General features: G+C 70.7%; 16 protein-coding genes. 7 read left to right on the top strand and 9 right to left on the bottom strand.

Going from position 1 to position 20,353, the window contains the following annotated elements; translation table 11 throughout:
* Positions 1–10 precede the first annotated feature (10 nt).
* Positions 11–1,237 carry an efflux RND transporter periplasmic adaptor subunit gene (locus tag AC1Q7O_RS16830; RefSeq protein ID WP_492660972.1) on the bottom strand — a complete coding sequence of 409 codons (1,227 nt, stop codon included), beginning with the start codon at positions 1,235–1,237 and terminating at the stop codon, positions 11–13.
* A 400-nt stretch (positions 1,238–1,637) separates the two neighbouring features.
* On the opposite strand from AC1Q7O_RS16830, the gene AC1Q7O_RS16825 reads away from it, so the two are divergent.
* The 5 genes from AC1Q7O_RS16825 (at position 1,638) to AC1Q7O_RS16805 (ending at position 7,416) form a co-directional block, all read left to right on the top strand.
* Complete coding sequence (locus tag AC1Q7O_RS16825) at positions 1,638–2,441, top strand: DUF4198 domain-containing protein (protein ID WP_492660973.1); 804 nt, start codon at positions 1,638–1,640, stop codon at positions 2,439–2,441.
* Positions 2,442–2,455: 14 nt separating this feature from the next.
* A complete protein-coding gene (locus AC1Q7O_RS16820) occupies positions 2,456–2,941 on the top strand; it encodes an EF-hand domain-containing protein (RefSeq protein WP_492660974.1) in 486 nt (161 codons plus the stop codon).
* A 168-nt stretch (positions 2,942–3,109) separates the two neighbouring features.
* Positions 3,110–5,716, top strand: coding sequence for a TonB-dependent receptor (locus AC1Q7O_RS16815; protein ID WP_492660975.1), 2,607 nt, complete (start codon positions 3,110–3,112; stop codon positions 5,714–5,716).
* 65 nt (positions 5,717–5,781) lie between these two features.
* Positions 5,782–6,282 (top strand): endonuclease V, encoded by a 501-nt coding sequence (locus tag AC1Q7O_RS16810; RefSeq protein ID WP_492660976.1) that lies wholly within the window; start codon positions 5,782–5,784, stop codon positions 6,280–6,282.
* A gap of 177 nt (positions 6,283–6,459) precedes the next feature.
* Positions 6,460–7,416 carry a PEP-CTERM sorting domain-containing protein gene (locus AC1Q7O_RS16805; RefSeq protein WP_492660977.1) on the top strand — a complete coding sequence of 319 codons (957 nt, stop codon included), beginning with the start codon at positions 6,460–6,462 and terminating at the stop codon, positions 7,414–7,416.
* A 101-nt stretch (positions 7,417–7,517) separates the two neighbouring features.
* On the opposite strand, the gene AC1Q7O_RS16800 is transcribed toward AC1Q7O_RS16805, so the two are convergent.
* Positions 7,518–8,006 (bottom strand): hypothetical protein, encoded by a 489-nt coding sequence (locus AC1Q7O_RS16800; RefSeq protein ID WP_492658663.1) that lies wholly within the window; start codon positions 8,004–8,006, stop codon positions 7,518–7,520.
* A 246-nt stretch (positions 8,007–8,252) separates the two neighbouring features.
* Here AC1Q7O_RS16800 and AC1Q7O_RS16795 point away from each other — a divergent pair, with 246 nt between their 5' ends.
* Both AC1Q7O_RS16795 and AC1Q7O_RS16790 read left to right on the top strand, forming a co-directional pair.
* Positions 8,253–9,716, top strand: a complete 1,464-nt coding sequence (locus tag AC1Q7O_RS16795) for an endonuclease (RefSeq protein ID WP_492658664.1) — start codon at positions 8,253–8,255, stop codon at positions 9,714–9,716.
* Positions 9,717–9,973: 257 nt separating this feature from the next.
* Positions 9,974–10,555, top strand: a complete 582-nt coding sequence (locus tag AC1Q7O_RS16790) for a hypothetical protein (protein ID WP_492658665.1) — start codon at positions 9,974–9,976, stop codon at positions 10,553–10,555.
* 208 nt (positions 10,556–10,763) lie between these two features.
* On the opposite strand, the gene AC1Q7O_RS16785 is transcribed toward AC1Q7O_RS16790, so the two are convergent.
* From AC1Q7O_RS16785 to AC1Q7O_RS16755, 7 genes are all read right to left on the bottom strand, one after another.
* Positions 10,764–11,213, bottom strand: a complete 450-nt coding sequence (locus tag AC1Q7O_RS16785; RefSeq protein WP_492658666.1) for a hypothetical protein — start codon at positions 11,211–11,213, stop codon at positions 10,764–10,766.
* 73 nt (positions 11,214–11,286) lie between these two features.
* Positions 11,287–11,775: a hypothetical protein gene (locus AC1Q7O_RS16780; protein ID WP_492658667.1), complete on the bottom strand. Its 489-nt coding sequence runs from the start codon at positions 11,773–11,775 to the stop codon at positions 11,287–11,289.
* A 124-nt stretch (positions 11,776–11,899) separates the two neighbouring features.
* Positions 11,900–12,388 (bottom strand): hypothetical protein, encoded by a 489-nt coding sequence (locus AC1Q7O_RS16775; protein WP_492658668.1) that lies wholly within the window; start codon positions 12,386–12,388, stop codon positions 11,900–11,902.
* A gap of 167 nt (positions 12,389–12,555) precedes the next feature.
* Positions 12,556–14,352 (bottom strand): ABC transporter transmembrane domain-containing protein, encoded by a 1,797-nt coding sequence (locus AC1Q7O_RS16770; protein WP_492658669.1) that lies wholly within the window; start codon positions 14,350–14,352, stop codon positions 12,556–12,558.
* Between the two features lie 40 nt (positions 14,353–14,392).
* Positions 14,393–16,504: an acetyl-CoA hydrolase/transferase C-terminal domain-containing protein gene (locus AC1Q7O_RS16765; protein WP_492658670.1), complete on the bottom strand. Its 2,112-nt coding sequence runs from the start codon at positions 16,502–16,504 to the stop codon at positions 14,393–14,395.
* A 69-nt stretch (positions 16,505–16,573) separates the two neighbouring features.
* Positions 16,574–17,605 (bottom strand): lipocalin-like domain-containing protein, encoded by a 1,032-nt coding sequence (locus AC1Q7O_RS16760; RefSeq protein ID WP_492658671.1) that lies wholly within the window; start codon positions 17,603–17,605, stop codon positions 16,574–16,576.
* Positions 17,602–20,163, bottom strand: a complete 2,562-nt coding sequence (locus AC1Q7O_RS16755) for an ABC transporter permease (RefSeq protein ID WP_492658672.1) — start codon at positions 20,161–20,163, stop codon at positions 17,602–17,604. Before AC1Q7O_RS16755 ends, AC1Q7O_RS16760 begins: the two co-directional genes overlap by 4 nt.
* Positions 20,164–20,353: the final 190 nt, after the last annotated feature.

Genomic DNA, 20,353 nt, shown 5'->3' with positions numbered 1-20,353 from the left:
GCCTCCTCGATCAGCGGGCCTGGGCCGCCGACGCGGCGATCTGCGCGGTGGCCGGCGCGGCCTGCACCGGCGCCCCCGGGCGCAGGCGCTGCAGGCCGTCGACGATGAGCTGGTCGCCCGCCGCCAGGCCGGCCGTCACCAGCCACTGGCCGTTGATGACGGCGCCGGTCTGCAGCTGGCGCGGCTCGGCCTTGCCGTCCTTGATGACCATGGCCGTCGCGTTGCCCTTGGCGTCGCGCGACACGGCGGCCTGTGGCACCAGCAGGCCCTGGGCCTGCACGCCGCTCTGCACCTGGGCGCGCACGTACATGCCCGGCAGCAGCTGGCGCCTGGGGTTGGGGAACTTCGCGCGCAGCGTGACGCTGCCGCTGGCCGGGTCCACCTGCAGCTCGGAGAACTGCAGCTGGCCGTCCAGCGCATAGGTGGTGCCGTCTTCCAGCAGCAGCTTCACGCGCGCCTGGCCGGCGGCGTCGCGTTGCAGCGTGCCGTCGGCCAGCTGGCGCTGCAGGCGCAGCAGCTCGGCGCTGGTCTGCGTGACGTCCACGTAGATCGGGTCCAGCTGCTGCAGCGTGGCCATCGCGCCGGCCTGGTTGGCCGTGACCAGCGCGCCGGGCGTGACCGCCGAGCGGCCGATGCGGCCGGCGATGGGCGCGCTGACGCGGGTGCGGTCCAGGTCGATCTGTGCCGTGCGCACGGCGGCGGTGGCGGCGGCCACGTCGGCCTGGGCCTGCTGCAGCGCGGCGCGGGCGTCGTCGCGCAGCTGCTTGCTGACGGCGTCGATGCCGGCCAGCTCGTCATAGCGGCCGGCCTTGAGCCGGGCCGTCGTCGCGTTGGCCTCGGCCTTGGCGAGGGCCGCCTTGGCGCTGTCCAGCGCGGCCTGGTAGCTGGCCGGGTCGATCTGGTAGAGCACCTGGCCGGTCTTCACATCGCTGCCCTCGGTGAAGGCGCGGGTCTTGACGATGCCGCTCACCTGCGGGCGCACTTCGGCGGTCTGGTAGGCCACCGTGCGGCCGGCCAGCTCGGCGCTGAGTTCCACGCGCTGGGGTTGCAGCGTCAGCACGCCGACCGGGGCGGCCGGCGCCGCGCCGGGCTTGGCGGCGGCCTGGGACTCGGCCTGCCCGCAGGCGCTGAGCGTGAAGGCGGCGATGACGGCAACCGCCAGCGTCAGCAGCGTGAACGCCGGCATGCCGAGCGAAGCGCGGGAGGGGCGGGAAGGGTGGGACGGGGTCTTGGACATGGCGAACCTCGCAGGTCGGTGGGGTGGCCGGGGAGGGCCGCTTGCCACCGTGCTCCGGGGCGTCGCGGCGCTGTCGGCCGAATTGTTATACTGAATGATCGTTCATTCTATTTTTGGCGTCGGCGAAAGCAAGGGAAATCTGAATGACCGTTCAGTTTTGTGGGGGCATTCGGGCGCCACCGTGACAAGTGCCACGGACCGTGAGCTGGCCGTCGGGCGTCGGGGTCCACGCGGGCAGGGCGGCGCGCCCCGCCGCGTGCGCTCTGCCACCGGAGGCCGCGACTTCATTGCGGTCTATTTGAGAATTATTCTCAAATGCGATCTATTCTCATTTATAGTGAATCAGCGATGCAGCCGCGGCGGCTGCACCGGTCCGACGACTCCTCTTCCACCCACCGCCATGTCCTTCCTCAGGCTCTCAAAACCCGGCCCCTGGCTGACCCCGTTGTTGCTGCTGTGCGGCGTCGCGCAGGCGCATTCGCCCTACCTCAAGCCCAACACCTTCAGCGCCGACGCGCAGCGCAAGCACGTCACGGTGGAGGCGTCCTTCGCCGAAGGCGACCTGCGGCCCGACGTGGCGATGAAGTCCGACGCCTTCCACCTCATCGGCCCGGATGGCCGCAAGCTGCCGCTGACCGCCGCCGCCGTGCTGAAGGACGCCAGCTACCTCGAAGTGCCGCTGGCCGCGGGCAACGGCACCTACCTGGTGTCGTCCGGCGTGCGCAAGGGCCGCCTGGCCAAGGGCGTGCTGCGCCAGGGCCGGGTGCATTTCGCCGAGCGCAAGGACGACGCCCAGCCCGGCGACACGCCCATCGAGGTGCAGAGCCTCACGCGCGCCGACGTCTACGTGACCCGCGGCAAGCCCAGCGCGGTGGACTTCGACACGGAAGGCGTCGAGATCCACCCCGTTACCAAGCCCTACGACCTCTACGCCGGCGAGACCGTCACCGTGCGCGTGCGCGAGAACCGCCAGCCGCTGGCCGGCGAGACGCTGACCGTCATCGCCGACGGCCAGAACTACGCCAGCAAGAAGCAGGCGGAGCAGGACTTCAGCACCAACGCCGCCGGCGAGGTCAGCTTCAAGCCCCAGGCCGCCGGCCTGTACCTGCTGCAGGTGCGCGTGCGCCGCGCATCGCCCGACAACCCCGCGCTGTGGCTCAGCCACACCGCCACGCTCACCGTCGAAGTCCAGCCCCAGCCATGAACACCGTCCCCGCCATGAAGCACGCCCTCCTCACCACCCTGCTGGGCCTGGCCACGCTGCCGGCGCTGGCCGCCTCGCACTCGTCCACCACCTTCATCGCCGAGCAGGACCTCAACGGCGACGGCCGGGTGCTGCTGGAGGAGTTCAGGCTGGGCCGCCAGGTCGAGTTCGCGCGCATCGACTTCAACGCCGACGGCGTGCTGAACGAGGCCGAGTACCTGGGCGAGTTCGAGGGCCGGCTGATGCTGCGCATCGGCAAGATGCCCGACGCCGAGAAGCGCAAGGAAGAACTGCAGCGCCAGATGCGCCAGGCCAAGGTGCGCTTCGGCGTGCTGGACACCGACAAGAACGGCAGCATCAGCCTGGAGGAATTCCAGGCCGCCGGCCTGCGCATGTTCAAGCTGCACGACCGCAACCAGGACAACACCGTCGACGACGCCGACCTGAAGCTCGCCGAGGCCGACGCCAAGGCCGGCAAGACCGGTTTCGTGTCGCCCTGAGTTCGCCGCGGCCGCCGCGCATCTCACCCCACGCAGCCCCCGCCGCGCCGCCCGGCGACCGGCGCGGGCGCCGCGTTGCCCGTTCCTTTTCGGGGCCTCGCCGCCCGAACCCTCCCCAGCCAGCCATCGCGCCCGTGTGAAGCCAGCCAGGACTCAACCCCGCTTCACATGCACAAGAACATCTCCCCGCGCGTCGTTGCGCCCGCATCCCGACCCTCCCTCCGCCAATCCTTCGTCGCGCAGGCCGCACGCCAGGCGCTGCTGACGCTGGCGCTGGCCGGCACCGCCGCCTGGCTGCCGACCGCCGCCCAGGCCCAGCCGGCCGGCACCGCCCACAGCGTGCCGGCCGGCCCGCTGGGCGAGGCGCTGGCCCGCTTTGCCAGCGCCGCCGGCGTGTCGCTGCAGCTGGACGCCGCTCTCGTCGCCGGCCGCAGCAGCGCCGGCCTGCAGGGGCGCTTCGGCGTGCGCCAGGGCTTCGAGCAGCTGCTGGCCGGCGCCGGCCTGGCGGCGTATGAGCAGCGCCCGGGCGTCTGGGTGGTGCGCCCGGCGCCGCGCGAGCTGGGCGAGCTGCCCGTCATCCGCGTGACGGCCGAGGCCGAGCGCCCCGAGGCCGGCAGCCGCACGGTGCTGACGGCGGAGGACGTGGAGCGCCATGGCGGCACCGGCATTGCCGACGTGATCCGCTACCAGCCGCTGGTAGAGGCGCCCGGCACCACGCTGGGCTCCACCCGCGGCGCCAGCCGCTACGACCGCGCCGGCACCACCAACTACAACATCCGCGGCGTCGAGGGCAATCGCGTGGGCCTGGACGTGGACGGCATCGAGATGCCCGACGCCATCAGCCGCGCGCCGCTGACTGCCCGCTCCGAGGACGGCAGCTTCGGCATGGGCCGCGACTTCATCGACCCCGACCTGTACGCGTCGGTGGACATCCAGTCCGGCACCACCACCGCGCAGCGCTCGGCCGGCGGCATCGGCGGCGCGGTGAGCTTCCGCAGCAAGTCGCCGGAAGACTTCGTCAGCGCCGCCAAGCCCTTCCACGCCGGCGCCAAGCTGGGCTACAGCGAGGCCAACGGCACCTGGAGCAAGGGCGCCACGCTGGCCGCCCAGCAGGGCGACGTGGGCCTGCTGCTGGCCTACACCCGCCGCGACGGCCGCCAGACCGACAACCACAGCGACACCGTCGCCGCCTACCCGGAGGACTGGCACGCCGACGCGCTGCTGCTCAAGGGCGTGCTGCGCGTGAACCCGGCGCACCGGCTGGCGCTCGCCGCCGACCTCTACCGCAAGCGCAGCGATTCGTCCTTTGACGCCTGGGACGCCAACGCCACCGCCATCACCGGCAGCTCCGTGCAAGCCGCCGCCACGCGGCGCAACACCGTGTCGCTGGCCCACACCTGGACGCCCGAGCCCGGCGGCCTCGTCGACAGCCTCGACAACCGGCTGTACGTGCAGTCCACCGACATGGACGACGTGACGGACACCGTCACGCGGGCCACCAACGCGCAGGTCCGCGAGGCATCGCGCAACACCACGCGCCAGGTCGGCCTCTCCAGCGTGGCCGAGAAGCGCATCGCCAACCACCGCCTCAAGTTCGGCGTCAACCACTCGCGCACGGACAACGAACACCCGTTCACGTCCACCGAGGCCTTCGGCGCCGGCCAGCCCTTCCCGGACACGCGGACGCTGCGCACCGGCGCCTTCGCCGAGGACAGCATCGACGTCCAGCTCGCCGGCCGCCGCCTGACCGTGGTGCCCGGCCTGCGCGTGGACCGCGTGGACCCCGCCATCCGCAACACCGGCCGTTTCGGCAGCACCCGCATCACCCAGGCCGAGCTGGAGGCCATGTACGGCAACGCGCCCGCCACCACCATCGCCAGCCCCAGCCTGGCCGTGCTGCTGGAGGTGCAGCCCGGCCTGACCGCCTACGTGCAGTGGAAGCGCAGCGGCCGCGCGCCCACCAACAGCGAGATCTTCGGCTACTGGAACAGCGGCGGCGGCAGCTACGCGCTGCTGGGCGACCGCGACCTCAAGGCCGAAACCAGCAATGCCTTCGACATCGGCCTCAAGGGCACGCCCGCCCGGGGCGTCACGCTGGCGGCCTCGGTGTTCCAGACGCGCTACAGCGACTTCATCTCCTACACCCGCTACACGCGCGCCAACAACCCCGAGAAGTTCGTCAACATCCAGCCCAGCCTGTCCATCCTCTACCAGGCCAGCAACCGCGACGAGGCCCGCATCCACGGCGCCGAACTCAGCCTGCGGCTGGAGCACGGCGTCTGGGCACCGGCCGTGCAGGGCCTGTACAGCACCTGGGCGCTGGGCTACAGCCAGGGCAGCGCCAAGTCCAACTACCCCGGCGACAAGGACGTGGACCTCGACACCGTACAGCCGGCCAAGGCCGTGGCCGGCGTCGGTTTCGACGCCTCGCAGCGCGCCTGGGGCCTGCACCTGGCGGGCACGTTCGTGCGCGGCAAGCAGGCGGCGGCCACCACGCGCCAGTCCTTCAGCAACAACCCCGGCGCGCAACTGCCTGACGCCACCACCGTGCTGTACCGCGTGCCCGGCTTCGCGCGGTTCGACCTTGCCGGCCACTGGCGCCTGGCCCCCCAGCTGCGCCTGCAGGCCGCCGTGCTGAACCTGGCCGACAAGCGCTACTGGAGCTACGCCAGCGCCCGCAGCCTGCAGCCCGCCAACGCGCGCGACCGCCAGCAGATCGAGCTGTCCACCGCGCCGGGGCGCACGTTCACGGTGGGCCTGAGCGCCGAGTACTGAGGGCAGGGCGCCCGTGCCGTCGAGGCGCGCGGGCGCCGGTGGCCGCGCGCGCCTCAGAATGCCGCATGAAACTCGCCATCACCGTTCACTTCGACGGCGCCCAGGCGCGCGCCGCCGCCGTCGCCTTCGACGCCTGGGACGCGCCGGAAGCCACGCAGACCTACGTCACGCCCATCGCCCAGGTGGACAAGCCTGCCCGCGGCGAGCCCGATCTGCGCGAACTGCACTGCGTGATGCAGCTGCTGCGCGAGCACGGGCTGGAGCCCGAGCTCATCGTCATCGACGGCTTCGTCCACCTCGACGCCGAGGAAACGCCGGGCCCCGGCCTGCAGCTGTTCCACGCGCTGGCCGGCCGCGTGCCGGTCATCGGCGTGTCCAAGACCAGCCGGCCGGGGCTGCCGGCGCAGTTCGAGGTGATGCGGGAAGAAGAGGCCCGGCCGCTGACCGTGACCAGCGCGGGTGTCGACATCGGCGCCGCCAAGGTGCGCGTGCGCGGCATGCATGGCCGCAAGCGCGTGCCGACGTTGATGAAGCTGGTGGCGCGGCTGGCGAAGGGCGGGGAATGAGCCGGCCCCGCCCTGGCGGGCACCGCCTTTCGGGCCGGGGCCTGGAGGCCCAGACCCGGCCCTGATGCTGTTGCGCCCCCCGGGATCCAGGTGCACAAGGCACCCGTTTGGGTATTGGGTGCCGCCGGCCATGCCGGCCACCATGCGCGCCTCAACAACTCATCCTGAGGGGGCGTCATGCGGTCTTCTGCCAAAACATCCCGCGCGGTCGCCGCGCTGCTGCTGTCAGCACTGCTGGGCGCCGCCGCGCAGGCCGGCGTCGAAACCGAGGCCAGCGTGGGCCTGGGGAACACCTGGGACGCCAACTCGTCGGTGGGCCGGCTGGTCGTGTGGGAGCGGGGCTACCAGCCCGGCGTCGTCGTCTCGACGGGCGCCTACAGCACCAGCTTCAGTGGGCTGGACTCCGCCGGCCGGCCGCAGACGGGCACATTCACCAGTGAGTCCTGGGCCATGTCGGACCATGGCGTGCTCAAGGCCTACTCGACCGCGACGCTGTCCAACGCGATGGTGAATGCCGCCAACCCCGTCTTTGCCGAACCGTTTTACGTCAACCCCGACGGTGTGCCGACCGACTTCTCGAGCGGCGCATCGGCCTATTTCTCCGATTCGATCTCGGGCCTGGGCAACGCCGCCACCATCCGCGTCAAGCTGGGCGTCACGGCGCTGGTGACGGACCCGCAGGCACCCCCGCAGGCGGCCCGCAGCATGTTCAACCTCATGCAGACGACGGGCGCCAGCCGGTACGACTTCGTCAACACCGGACTGACCTACCCGTGGCAACTGCCCAGCGTGGACGTGTTCAGCGACCCCATCCCCGTCGTCAACGGCGTGGCGCAGTTCGGCTTCCTGATGGGCGTCAATGTGTGGTTCGACGCCGGCCACTGGCCTGTGCTGGAGGGCGGCACCTTCACCGGCACCGTGGATGCGTCGCACACGGTGACGCTGGACAGCGTGTACGGCTTCGACGCCGCCGGCCGCCAGGTGTCGATCGCCTCTGCCATCTCGGGCAGCGGCACGGCCTACGCGCTGGCCCCGGCCCAACCAGTGCCCGAGCCGGGCAGCTGGGCGCTGCTGGCCGCCGGCCTGCTGGGGCTGGCCGCCCGGCGCCGCCGCGCGGCACGCGCGAGCGCCTGACGGGGCGCGGCTGCGGCGCCGCTCCGCACGGCCGCCAGCGCGTGCCGACGTTGATGAAGCTGGTGGCGCGGCTGGCGAAGGGCGGCGAGTGAGCCGCCGCGTCAGGCTGCGGCTGCGGCCCGGTCGAAGTGGCGCACGGCCTGGGCGCGTGCGGCGAAGGCGCCGCTGAGCAGGCCCAGCGCGGCGCAGGCCGCGGCGATGAACCACGCCTGGTGCAGCACCTCGGCATGCACGCCGGCCGCGAAGCCGAGGCCGAACTTCGTCATGAAGATGCCCAGCATCAGGCCCATCGGCACCCAGCTGCCGGGCATGCGCACCGCGCCGCCCTCATGAGCCAGGCCACGCGGCGCGACCAGCGGGGCGCCAAACCACACGGTGGCGGCAAAGCCCGCTGCCCAGGCCAACACCGGCACGGCGCCGGCCCCGAAGGTGGCGATGACCCCGAACAACGACAGCGCCAGCATGGCCGCCGCCAGCGTCACCAGCGTGGCCGGCCGCACGAGGCGGCTGCGCGACTGCCGATAGCCCACGGCCAGCAGCACGGCGAGCAGGGCGAAGGGCCAGACGGGGAGGTGGGCGGCAGTGTTCATGGCGGTGGCTCGGGGGTGGCGGTTGCGATGGACCGCACTGTGCCGACGCACCGCGCGACGAGCTCTCCGCTTGCGACGAATCGACAGCAGGCGGGCCGAATGACGGCTGCGGCGCCGCCGGCCGGGCCGGCGCCCGCCCGTCATCAGCGCCAGCCCGCACACCAATCCGGCTTCAGGCAACCCCGACTGGGGGCGCCCGCGTGCCGCCGCTAGTCTGACGCTTCCGTAAAACTGCGAGGTGTCGTCATGCGTGGTGGGTCCTGGATCGCAACGTGGGCGGCCGCGGCCGCATGGGTGGTGCTGGCCCCGGCCGCGCAGGCGCAGACCGCGCTGGCCAACGGCGTGGCTGCCACCGGCCTGTCGGGCGCTGCCAGCAGCACACGCGACTACACGCTGGTGGTGCCCTCGGGGGCCACGCAGCTGAGCTTCAAACTCAGCGGCGGCAGCGGGGACGCCGACCTCTACGTGCGCCGCGGCGCGCAAGCCAGCAGCGGCAGCAACGACTGTGCGTCCACCAGCGGCACCAACACCGAGACCTGCAGCTTCGCCAGCCCCACGGCCGCCACCTATCACGTGCGCGTGCAGGGCTACAGCAGCTACAGCGGCGCCAGCCTGGTTGGCAGCTACACGCCGGCCGGCGGCGGCACGCCCGCCACCGTCGTGCTGCAGCCCGGCGTGCCGGTGACCAACCAGTCCGCCGCCGCCAGTGCCTGGCTGCGCTACCGCCTCGACGTGCCCGCCGGCGCCACCAACCTCGTCGTGCGCACGAGCGGCGGCACGGGCGCGGTGGACCTCTACGTGCGCGCCGGCGCCGAGCCCACGTCCGCCGTGTTCGACTGCCGCCCTCTCGTCAATGGCAACGAGGAGAGCTGCACCTTCGCCCAGCCCCAGGCCGGCGGCTACTACATCGGCCTGTACGGCTACAAGGCCTTCGCCGGCGTCACGCTGACCGCGTCATTCACGCAGCCGCCGTCCGGCGGCGCCACCTGGAGCGGCTTCAACGCCTACTACGCGCAGGCCATCGGCAAGACCGGCACCGCGCTGCGCGTGGCGCTGAACGAGGCCGCGGCCCGCAACCACGCGCGCATGAGCTACTCGGCCGTGTGGGACGCACTGAAGTACACCGACGAAGACCCCGCCAACACGGCCAACGTCATCCTGATCTACACCGGCCGCTCCGAGCCCAAGACGCACAACGCATCGGCCAATTCGAGCGACCAGGACGCGTGGAACCGCGAGCACGTCTGGGCCAAGAGCCATGGCTTCCCCGACGAAGGGCAATGGGCCCACACCGACATCCACCACCTGCGCCCGGCCGACGTGTCCGTCAACAGCACCCGCGGCAACAAGGACTTCGACTGGGGCGGCAGCGCCATCGGCGAGGCGCCCGGCAACCTGACCGACGCCGACAGCTTCGAGCCGCGCGCGGCGGTCAAGGGCGACGTGGCTCGCATGATGTTCTACATGGCCATCCGCTACGAGGGCAACGACAGCACCGGCGTGGGCAACCTGGAGCTGTCCGACACCGTCGGCACCAGCGGCAACCTGTTCGGCAAGCGCTGCACGCTGGTGGCCTGGCACCGCGCAGACCCGGTGGACGCCAACGAACTCCGCCGCCACGCCCGCATCGTCGAGCGGCAGGGCAACCGCAATCCGTTCGTGGACTACCCGGCGTGGGTGGAAGAGCTGTTTGCGGCGGGGTGCCCCTGAGCTGGGGCCGGGCCGCCAGCCACGACAGTGCATCTCGCGGCGGCCACCGGTCGGGTCTGGCGCATCTTGGCCATCCGCAGCCCCCCGTGCGCCGATTCGGCTTCATGCAATCCCGACTGTGGTGGCGCGACTGGCGTCGCTAGCGTGAGGTGTCCATAGGCATCCGCGAAATGGCGTGACGGTGGCGCAAACCGTGTTGGCCAGTCGCGCCGAGTAGTCAACACCCTCTTGTTTTGAGAACCTGACGGAGATATTTCATGCCTGTCGATGACTTCAAGAAGTGCGCGTTCAAGCAATCAGATGTGCTGTCCGTGAGGAATGTGAAGAATACTTCGGCTGAAAAAGGAATATGCCAGGAGTTGTGCTGGAAATGGATGAAGCGGATGCACACCAAGCTCGGAAAATATGGAACGCCGGAGAAAAGAATGGAAGCGCTGTGGAATATGTCCACGGTGGACAAAGCCATCGGTCACCACAACAACCCTGCTTTGATGAAGCACGGCGCCCAAAGTGGCTACGGCATTGAAAAGACAAACTATGCGTGGCAGTGGGGCTATGGCAGGAGCCTGGTGAGCCGTTGGCATCACAAGGGTGGCGGCCTGTTCATCTCATTCAAATATGCCAATAGCGACAATGTCTTGCACTCCATCGCCTTTTACGCCCCGGCGGACACGTCGGCGACAGAGTTGTTCTTCTTTGATTCGAATCAGGGGGAATATCAAATCAGTCCGGGCATGTTCTATAAGTTCCTTCCGGATTATCTGAAGGAAAAATACGGCTCATCGATGAGCGATATAACCGAAACTTTTGTGTACGGTGAGCCCGAGCAGCTCGTGTAGGTCGCAGATAGGCCGGCGAGGGCGCCCGAGAAAAGGCTCGACTGGCGCCGGTCACGGTTTTCAGAGATTCTGTGTGAGCTGCCTGGAATTTCGCGTGAGCGCTGCGAGTTTGGGCGCTCAGTCGTCAGCGACGGGCCAAGCGGACAGAGCGTGGTGCCGGTCGTTGGCCCCTGGCCCCTCAGTCACTCCGCAGGTTTTTCGCGTCGGTTCAGCGTGCCGCGGTCGGGCCGGGTGGATCGCGCGGGGCGGGGCTGGCGAGGCAGGTGTCCACCGCTGCCGCCAGCGCAGTCACGCCCGGCTTGGCGCCCAGGTCTACGTAGTACGGCCCGCCGGCTTTCAGCTGCAGGCGCAATTGCCGCCGGGGCTCGTCGACCCGCGCGCGAAGGCGGAACCCGGAGAGGTTGGACGCCGGGTACTGGCCGGTTTCCAGCACGCCCTGCCCATCGTCCCGCCGGCTGACCGCCATCCAGAAGCCGTTGCGCTCGCGCAGCGACTGCACCGAGGACGCCACGCAGTCCAGCGCCGTCGTGCCGGAGACGGCCGGCGGCAGGGGCACCGTCTTCTCGGCATAGGGCATGCCGCCCAGGGCTTCAAAGACGGCGCAGCTGGTCAGAGCGGGGGCCAGCGGCAGCAGCAGGGCAGCGAGAGGCAGGCGCATGGGGTGGTGTGTTGGGCTGGCGTGGAGACCTGGGAATGCCGATCTGACCAGCCGGCGCAAGCCGGCGATGTCTTCAGTCAGCGACGGACCAAGCCACTTGGGCGTAGTGCCAGACATTGAAGTCAGGCCCTTCAGTCAGCCGGCGCGTGACCCGGCTCAGCGGCAGCAGCACGGCCGGCTTGTCACCGCCCGTCCGTAGACAAAGCTGGCCGTCGTCCGGCCCGGCGGCTCTCAGCGTGTACCAGTCGCCGCCCACCTCCTGACGAAACACCTCGCCCAAATAGGCGCCTGCCATGGCGATCAGCACTTGCGACTGTTCCGACGCCGCGCCGATGCCAGCTTGCGCCATGTGCTCGGCGCATTCGGCAAGCACCTGCTCCAACCCTTCCAGACTGGCACGACTTCCATCCAGTTCGATCCCGAACCCTTCCTTGGCCACGCCAACCATGGAGCGTGCGTGCTCTGCCAATTCATCGCGGTACTCGGCATCCAAAGCTTCGAACTGAAAGGTTTCGTGGGTGGGGCTGGAGTGGACCGAAAGGGACGTGCCGATTGGGTTCACGGAATGAGGCTGAATTTCTTGATTGGGGTTGAACTGGTCAGGTTTGGATTAACGACCTGGTCCTGAATTTCGTGCCTATTTTCGTTGGTCGTGCTCAATGCCTTCATTTAATTTGAATGTTGTTTTATTTTTTTTGAATATTAATGCTATTGAGAATTTCGTCGTGGAAATAAAATGAGACTTCGAGCGTCTTTTCTTGAAGTTCGCCACACCACTTGTAGGCTGCAATGCTGGGGCCGTGTGACTGCGGAATCTGGCTTTGAATTGGACAGGCATCAATATTCTTGATGAAGTCGCCAATTTTGACGAGTGGCCTGGGTAAAGAGGTTTCCCCTGGCCGCACGTCAGGAGGGCTAAGCGATAGTGTGCATGTTTTGAATAATTTCTGAGTTGATCCAAAGTGAGTCAGCCGCAAGCCCAGCAAGCGCTGTAAGCCTACAAATCTAGGCTCGACCTCACTCTTCAAAGTCGCCAATTCTTTCTCATTCTTGGAAAAGTGCTGCTCGATAGATTCCTTGTCGCAAAAGTCTAGGTTGCGGGCCTCTCGAATTATGGAAATTGCACTTTGCAACCTGCAGGCGTCACTAGTGCACTGCGCAGATTGGTCCAACATGTTGCTCTCTGCTTCAATATTAAAAATTGAAAAAAGCAAGATAAAGGGAATGACTTGATGGTTCCGCGGCCAATCTTTGGAGCTACGTATTTTGTTCATTTTTAAGTTTCGCGTAGTTGCCCTACACACGCTGGTAGTTCAATCGGAAGCTCGGGTCAGGACCAAATCTAAACCCCCTCCGCCTCCAACCCAAACTGCATCGCCGCCAACTTCGCATACAGCCCGCCGCGCGCCACCAGCTCGTCGTGGCGGCCAATGTCGACGATGCGGCCGGCCTCCAGCACGACGATGCGGTCGGCCTTCTGGATGGTCGCCAGCCGGTGCGCAATGACCAGCGTCGTGCGGTGCTGCATGGCCGCTTCCAGCGCGGCCTGCACGACGCGTTCGCTTTCGGCGTCCAGCGCGCTGGTCGCCTCGTCCAGCAGCAGCAGCGGCGGGTTCTTCAGCATCGCGCGGGCGATGCTGATGCGCTGGCGCTGGCCGCCGGACAGGCGCACGCCGCGTTCGCCCAGGAAACTGGCATAGCCCTCCGGCAGCGCGCGGATGAAATCGTCGGCGAATGCGGCCTTGGCGGCGGCCATCACTTCCTCGTCGGTCGCGTCGGGCCGGCCGTAGCGGATGTTCTCCATCGCGGTGGTGGAGAAGATGACGCTGTCCTGCGGCACCAGGCCGATGGCGGCGCGCAGGTCGGCCAGGCGCAGCGTCTGCGTGGGCTGGCCGTTCAGGCGGATGACGCCGGCCTGCGGGTCATAAAAGCGCAGCAGCAGCTGGAACAGCGTCGTCTTGCCGGCGCCGCTGGGGCCCACCAGTGCCACGGTTTCGCCGGGCTGGATGGTGAGCTGCACGCCGTCCAGCGCCGCGGTCTGCGGGCGGGAGGGGTAGTGGAACAGCACGTCGCTGAACTCCACGCGCGAGCCGCCGGCCGTGGCGGGCAGCGGTTGCGGTGATACCGGCTCGGCCACGGGGGACTTGGCCTCCATCAGCTCCACCAGCCGCTCGGTGGCGCCGGCCGCGCGCAGCACATCGCCCCACACCTCGGCCAGCACGGCCACGCTGCTGACCAGCAGCGTCACGTACACCACCGTCTGCCCCAGGTGGCCGGCCGAAATCTTGCCGGCGATGACGGCCTGCGTGCCCTGGTACAGCCCCCACAGCATGGCGCCGAACACGGCGGTGATGATGAAGGCGACGAGGAAGCTGCGCACCGTGGTGCGCTTGCGGGCCACGTCGAACGCGGCCTCGCTGGCGTTGGCGAAGCGCTTCGCCTCCGCGCCTTCCTGCGTGTAGCTCTGCACGACGGTGACGGCGTTCAGCACCTCGGCGGCGATGGCCGAGGTGTCGGCCACGCGGTCCTGGCTGGCGCGCGACAGCTTGCGCACGCGGCGGCCGAAGTACAGCGCCGGCGCCACGATGAGCACGAGGATGCCCAGCACCTGGCCCATCACGTAGGGGTTGGTGACGACCAGCATCACCAAAGCGCCTATGCCCATCACCGTGTTGCGCAGGCCCATGGACAGGCTGGAACCCACCACCGTCTGCACCACGGTCGTGTCGGTGGTGATGCGGGACAGCACCTCGCCGGTCTGCGTGGTCTCGAAGAACTCGGGGCTCTGGCGCAGTACGTGGGTGTAGACGGCGTTGCGCAGGTCGGCCGTGACGCGCTCGCCCAGCCAGGTGACCATGTAGAAGCGCGAGGCCGAGAAGATGCCTAGCGCTGCACCGACGGCGAACATCGCCAGGAAGTGCTCGCGCAGCGCCATCAGCCGCTCGCCGGCGTTGGCGGCGCCGAAGCCAGCGTCGATGAGGCCGCGCAGCGCGATGGGGAAGGCCAGCGTCGCCAGCGCGGCGAGCACCAGCGTCAGCAGCGCCAGCGCGATGCGGCCGCGGTAGGGCCTGAGGAAGGGGGCGAGTCCGGACAGCGAACGGGCCTGGCGCGAGGCCGGGCGTTGGGAGGTTTCGGGCATCGGGGCAGTGTAGGGACAGCGTGTGTCCCGGCCAGGTTACTCAGAGATTGGCGGCCAGCAGCCGGCGCAGCACCACGTCCTTCAGGCTGCGGGCGTCGTCCAGCCCCAGCCGCTGCAGGTAGGCGGCGGGCACGGCGCGCTGCGGGCCCAGGCTGGCCAGCGCCAGCTGCAGCAGCTCCAGCGGGTGCTGGCTGGCGTGCTTGAGCTTCTTCAGCGCGCGGACGATGCGCAGCTCGTCGTCGTCCAGGTCGGTGCCGAACGGGAAGTCGGGCAGCGCGCCGGCCTCGCGGGCCGGGGCCAGCAGCGCCTTCAGCGCCTCGGGCGTGTTGTGGCGCGCCGCCTCGGGCAGTTGCCAGTCGGGCGCGAGCTTGCCGTGAGCCTGGGCTTCACGCATCAGGCCTTCCTGGAAGCGCGAGTCGGCGATGCACAACAGCCGCTGCACGCATTCGGCGTCGGTGGCGCCGCGCAGGTCGGCCACGCCGTACTCGGTGACGACGACATCGCGCAGGTGGCGCGGGATGGTGCAGTTGGCGTGGCTCCATACGAGGTTGGACTGCAGGCCGGCCGCGTTGTCGTGTGTGGCACGCAGCGCCAGCACCGAGCGGGCGCCGGCCAGCGCGTGCGCCTGGGCGACGAAGTTGTACTGCCCGCCCACGCCGGAGACGACGCGGCCGTCGGCCAGCGCGTCGGACGAGGCGGCGCCCAGCAGCGTCATCTTCATCGTGGTGTTGATGAAGCGGGCGTCGCGCCGCTGCGCGCGCTTGAGCGCCTCGGGCGCGCCGGGGCTGTCGTACAGCTCGTTGACGAAGGCGATGCGGGTCATCGCGATGTCGGCCAGCTCGCCGTCGCTCATGTCCCGCAGCCGCTGGTAGAAGGCGCGCGGCCCGAGGAAGAAGCCGCCGTGCATCGTGGCGCTGCCGCGCCAGGCTGCACCCAGCATGTCGGCGGGCAGCAGGTTCAGGTCGTTGGCGCAGGTCAGGTCGGCGCAGTGCAGGCGGTCGCCGTCCAGCCGCAGCGCGGGGTGCAGCAGGCCCAGGTGTTGCCAGTGCGCCAGCGCGGCGGGCGTGAGCCGCGTGTCCAGCGCGCCGTCGGCCAGCAGCGCCTGCACGGCGGCCAGGCTGGGGGCGGCGGGCAGTCGGCCGGCGTTGGCCAGGCGCTGCAGCGCGAGGTCGGGGTAGACGCGGCGGCGGATGAGGCCGGCATCCAGCAGCTGCAGCAGGCCGTTGGCGAACATCTCGGAGCAGCCGTACAGCCCCTGCGCGAAGCGGCCCGTGTGCCGGCCGGCCTGCGGCGCGGCGCGGCCCAGCGTGTCGATAAGCGCGCGGAACTCGTCGTTGCGGCGCTCGCGCAGCAGCAGCGCCTGCGCGATGGCGTCGCCCAGCGAGCCGATGCCGATCTGCAGCGTGCCGCCGTCGGGCAGCAGGCTGGCGGCGTGCAGGCCGATGGCGTAGTCGGCCTTGGACACGGCCGGGTTGGGCGGCGCGAACAGCGCATGGTGGCCCTCGGGCACGTCCACGATCAGGTCGAAGAAATCCTCGCCCACCTCGGCGGTGCCGGGCATGAAGGGCAGCTGCTCGTTCAGCACCGCCACCACCAGCAGCGGCTGGCCCAGCGTGCGGCACTGGTCGACGAAGTCGGCCGTCAGGTCGGGGTTGCCCGAGAGGGAATAGCGCTGCCGCCCGCCGGCCTCGCGGCGCACCGCCACGGCCTGGGCCAGCACGTTGGCACCCTGGGCCAGCATGTCGCGCACGGCCAGGCTGTAGTTGCTGCAGATGAAGCCCTGCTGCGCGGCGTCGTTGCCGAGGTAGTCGGCCGTCTTCACGAAGAATTCGCGCAGCTCGATGTGCGCCGGCAGCGCCTGCGCGCGGGCGGCCTTCACGTAGGCGAGGTCGGGGTAGTCGCCGAACACGCGGGCCACCAGCGGCGCGAGGAAGTGGCGCTCCAGGTCGCTGGCGCCCGCCGGTTTTTCCAGCGACAGCGCGGTCAGGATGCGCAGCGGCCGCGACGGGTCAGCGGCCATGCGGTGGTACAGCGCATTGACCAGCGCGTTGGGCTTGCCGATGCCCAGCGGCAGCGCCAGGTGGACGGGGCCGTCCACGCGGGCCAGCAGGGTGTTGACGGCGGTGTCGAGGTCGGTCAGCAGGGCGGGCATGGCCCGAGTCTCGGTGATCGCCCGGCGGCGCGGCTTGACCTGGCGCAGGGCCCGCGTGTCAGAACATCTTCAGACCATCGGCGGCTTGCCGACGTAGCCGGTCAGCTCCAGGTAGCCCCAGCCGATCTCCTGGCCGGCGGCGTCCAGCAGCCGCGCGGCGCCTTCCCAGTAGACGAGGGCGCTGCTGCGGCGGGCGTCCACCTCCTGCGCGTCGAACGCGGCCACCAGCCGCATGTCGCCCGCGGGGCTCTTCAGCCGCCATTCCACCGGCCAGCGGCCGCCGGTGGCGGGGCTGGTCCAGTGCCGCACGGGCGTCATCTCGACGTCGCCGGCCGCGAAGCTGCGGTCGGGCTGGCCCGGCGCGCGCAGGCTGCCGCCGGCCCAGTCGCGCGTGCCGTCCTGTCGGCGCAGCTGGAACAGCGTGAGCGCGCGGCCGTCGTGCAGGTTGATGCCCAGCCAGTCCCAGCCGGCGGTGTCGCCGAGGTAGTTGTCGCTCCACTCGTGGTCCAGCCACGCGCGGCCGGCCAGGCGCTGCGGGCGGCCGTCCAGCACGAGGTCGGCCGTCGTGGTGAGCTGGGGGCGCGAGTAGTAGTGGCTGAACTGCTCGGGGTCGGCGCCCTTGCGCGAGATGCCGGCCTCGCCCTGCAGCAGTGGCGGCGCGGTGGTGGCGAGCTGCAGCGCCATCGTGAAGCCGGGGCCGGTGAACGCGGCGCGGTAGCCCTCGGGCGTGCGGGTGAGCGTCCAGTCGCGCAGCTTCAGGTCGCAGTCGCCCACGCGGGCATGCACGGCGCCGGGCAGCGTGCGCAGCAGCCGCTGCGTGTGGCGCTGCGTCCGTGCGCCCAGGTCTGACAGCGCCACGTGGCCCAGCAGCAGCTGCTTGGCGGCCAGCGGGCTGGGGTGGTCGCTCGGTGCCGGGCCGGGCACGCGGAAGAAGGTGAGCTGGTAGCCGTAGCGCGGTGGCCCGCCGGGCTCGCCCAGCAGGCCGGTCACGTACCACCACTCGATGCTCTGGCGCGGGTGCGCGCCGAAGTCGGCGGGGAAGTTCATCGCCGCGCGCGCCGGCAGGGGCAGGGCGGCCAGCAGCAGGGTGCGTCGCTTCATGAATCCTCCCGCACGGCGCGCACCGCGTCTTGCCCCAGCGCACGTCGGCCGGCCAGCAGCGACGCGCCCACGGCCGCGGCGAACGCGAGGCCCACGAGAGCCGCAAGACGCGTCACAGGCAGGTGCATCTCCATGCTCCAGTGAAAACTCTGCGGGTTGACGACGAACACCAGCACCGCGCTCAGCCCCAGGCCCAGCCCCAGGCCGGCCAGCGCGCCGGCGCCGCCGGTGAGGCTGGCCTCCAGCAGCAGCAGCTTCATCAGCGCGCCGCGCGACAGCCCCAGGTGGCGCAGCAGCCCGAACTCGCGCCGCCGCGCCAGCGCCTGCGCCGACTGGCTGGCGATGACGCCGAACAGCCCCACCGCCAGCGCCACCGCCTGCAGCCACACGGTGATGGCAAAGCTGCGGTCGAAGATCTGCAGCGACAGCGCGCGCAGCTCTCCGGCGGCGGCGGTGTCGATGTCGTCCGGCTGCGCGGCGGCGGCGCGCACCGCGGCGCGGGCGGCGTCGGGCGTCTGGCCGGGCGCCAGCCACAGCGCGAGTTCGGTGATGGCCTCGTCGCCGCTGGCCTGGCGGTAGTCGTCCAGCGCCATCCACAGCGCGCCGTTCTGGCGCGAGTAGTCGCGCCACACGCCCATCACCTGCAGCGGCACGGTGCGGCCGCCGTCCAGCAGCTCCACCGTCAGCACGCGGCCGGGCACCAGGCCCAGCTGGTCGCGCCCGGCCTCGTTGACCCACACCGGCAGCGCGCCGGCCTCGCGCCGGCCCGTCCAGCGTGCCAGCAGCGGCAGGTTGCCGGCGTCCATGCGCCGCGCGGTCAGCGCCACCGGCGCGGCGCCGGGCGCCAGCCGCGCGCGGGTGCTGCGCTGCGGCGCACTGCGGGCCACGGCGGGCAGCTTGTCCACGGCCTGCAGATAGGCGGGCGGCAGCGGCGCGGGCAGGCCGTCGGCACCGCGCAGCGACGAGCGCACGTACAGGTCGGCCGGCAGCGCGTGGTCCAGCCACTGCATCAGCGACTCGCGGAAGCTGCCGATCATCACCGTCATCGCCACCGCCAGCGCCAGCGCCACCAGCACGCCGGCCAGCGAGCGGCGCGCCTCGGTGGCCTGGTCGCGGCTGCGCTCGCGGGCCAGCAGCAGCAGGGTGCCAGCGGGGAGTCTCGCCAGTGCGGCCGTCATGCCGCGCACCAGCGCCGGCACCAGCGCCAGGCCGCCGATCAGCAGGCAGAACATCGCCGCGTACGCGCCCACGGGCGTGTCGCCCCACAGCGGCGGCAGCAGGGCCAGCGCCGCTCCCAGCGCCAGCAGCCCGCCGCCCACCCAGGCCGGCAGCGTGCGACCGGCGGGCAGGCCCAGGCCCTTGAGCACCAGCGCCGGCGCGATGCGGCGCACGGTCAGCGCCGGCGCCAGCGCGGCGACGAGCGCCGCGGCCAGGCCCAGCGCGCCGTAGGCCAGCGCGGGCCACAGCAGCGGCTGGCCCAGCAGCAGGTCGCCCGACGAGTGGCTGGCGCCGTGCAGGCCCAGGTCGCTGCCCAGCAGCGCCAGCGCGCCGGCCGCCAGGCCCACGCCCAGCGCCAGGCCCAGCACGGTGCCGGCCACGCCGATGGCCACGCCTTCCAGCAGGATGAGCCGCCAGCGCATGCGCGCCGACACGCCCAGCACGCCCACCAGCGCCCACTGCGGCAGCCGCTGCGCGGTGGCCAGCGACAGCACCGCGTAGACGAGAAAGCTGCCGGTGAACAGCGCCATCAGCGCCAGCAGGCCGAGGTTGACGCGGTAGGCGCGGGTCAGGTCCGACAGGCGCGCGCCTTCGTCGTCGGGCGGTGTGGCGCGCCAGCGCGGTGGCAGGCTGGCGGCCCAGGTCTTGGCGTCGGTGCCGTCGACTAGCTGGAGGTCGATGCGGTCGAGTGCGCCGAGGCGCCCCAGCACCTGTTGCGCGTCGGCAATGTCCAGCATCGCCAGCGGCTCGTTGCCGGCCGTGATGCGGCCGCCGACGCTGAACTCGACGTCCAGTGGTGTGGTGGTGCCGGGGCGGGCGATGCGCAGCGTCAGCGTGGTCTGGCCGTCGGCGAGGTGGCGGCGGGCGGCGGCGTTCAGGTGCAGCGTGCGGGCCGCCAGCATCGCGGCGGTGCCGCCGCCGTCGTCGACCTGCGGGATGAGGTCCGGCGCGAGGGGCCGCGCGCCGCTGGCGGACGCGAGCAGCGCCAGCGAATCGGCGCCGACGAGGCGGATCAGCAGCGGCCGGCCGTCGCGGCCGGTCTGGCCGGGCCAGACGGCCTGGCCTTCGACCACCGGGTTGGCGGCGGCGACCTCGGGGCGGTTGAGCACGTCCGCGAGGTCGGCATCGGTGAGCGGGCCGTTGGCCGCGCGCAGCACGAGGTCGGGCTGGCCGTTGACGCTGCGGGCGGCTCTGGCGAATTCGGCCAGCGCGGCGCCGTTGAGTAGGTGCACGCCGAAGGCGAGGGCGACGCCCAGCATGACGGCGACGATGGCCAGCAGCACGCGGCCGGGGTGGTCGCGCCAGGCGGGCCAGGTGAAGTGGCGCCAGAGGGACGTCATGGGGTGCGGCCTGCGCGCTGGTGTGGGTTGCCGCGGGAGGCCCAGCCGGGACGTCGCCCCGGCGGGCGACCTTCTTTTTGAGCGACCAAGAAGAAGGCAAAAAGTCGCCCCCGAACCGCCCGGCCCTTTGCTTCGCAGCGGGCTGCCCCGCGGTACTCGGACTTCAAGCCCGCGCGCCGAACTCGCGCCG

The sequence above is a fragment of the Roseateles sp. GW823-FHT07B05 genome (assembly GCF_058794515.1).
The sequence above is the reverse complement of the archived record's forward strand: the minus strand, read 5'-3'. Positions and strand labels throughout refer to the sequence as shown.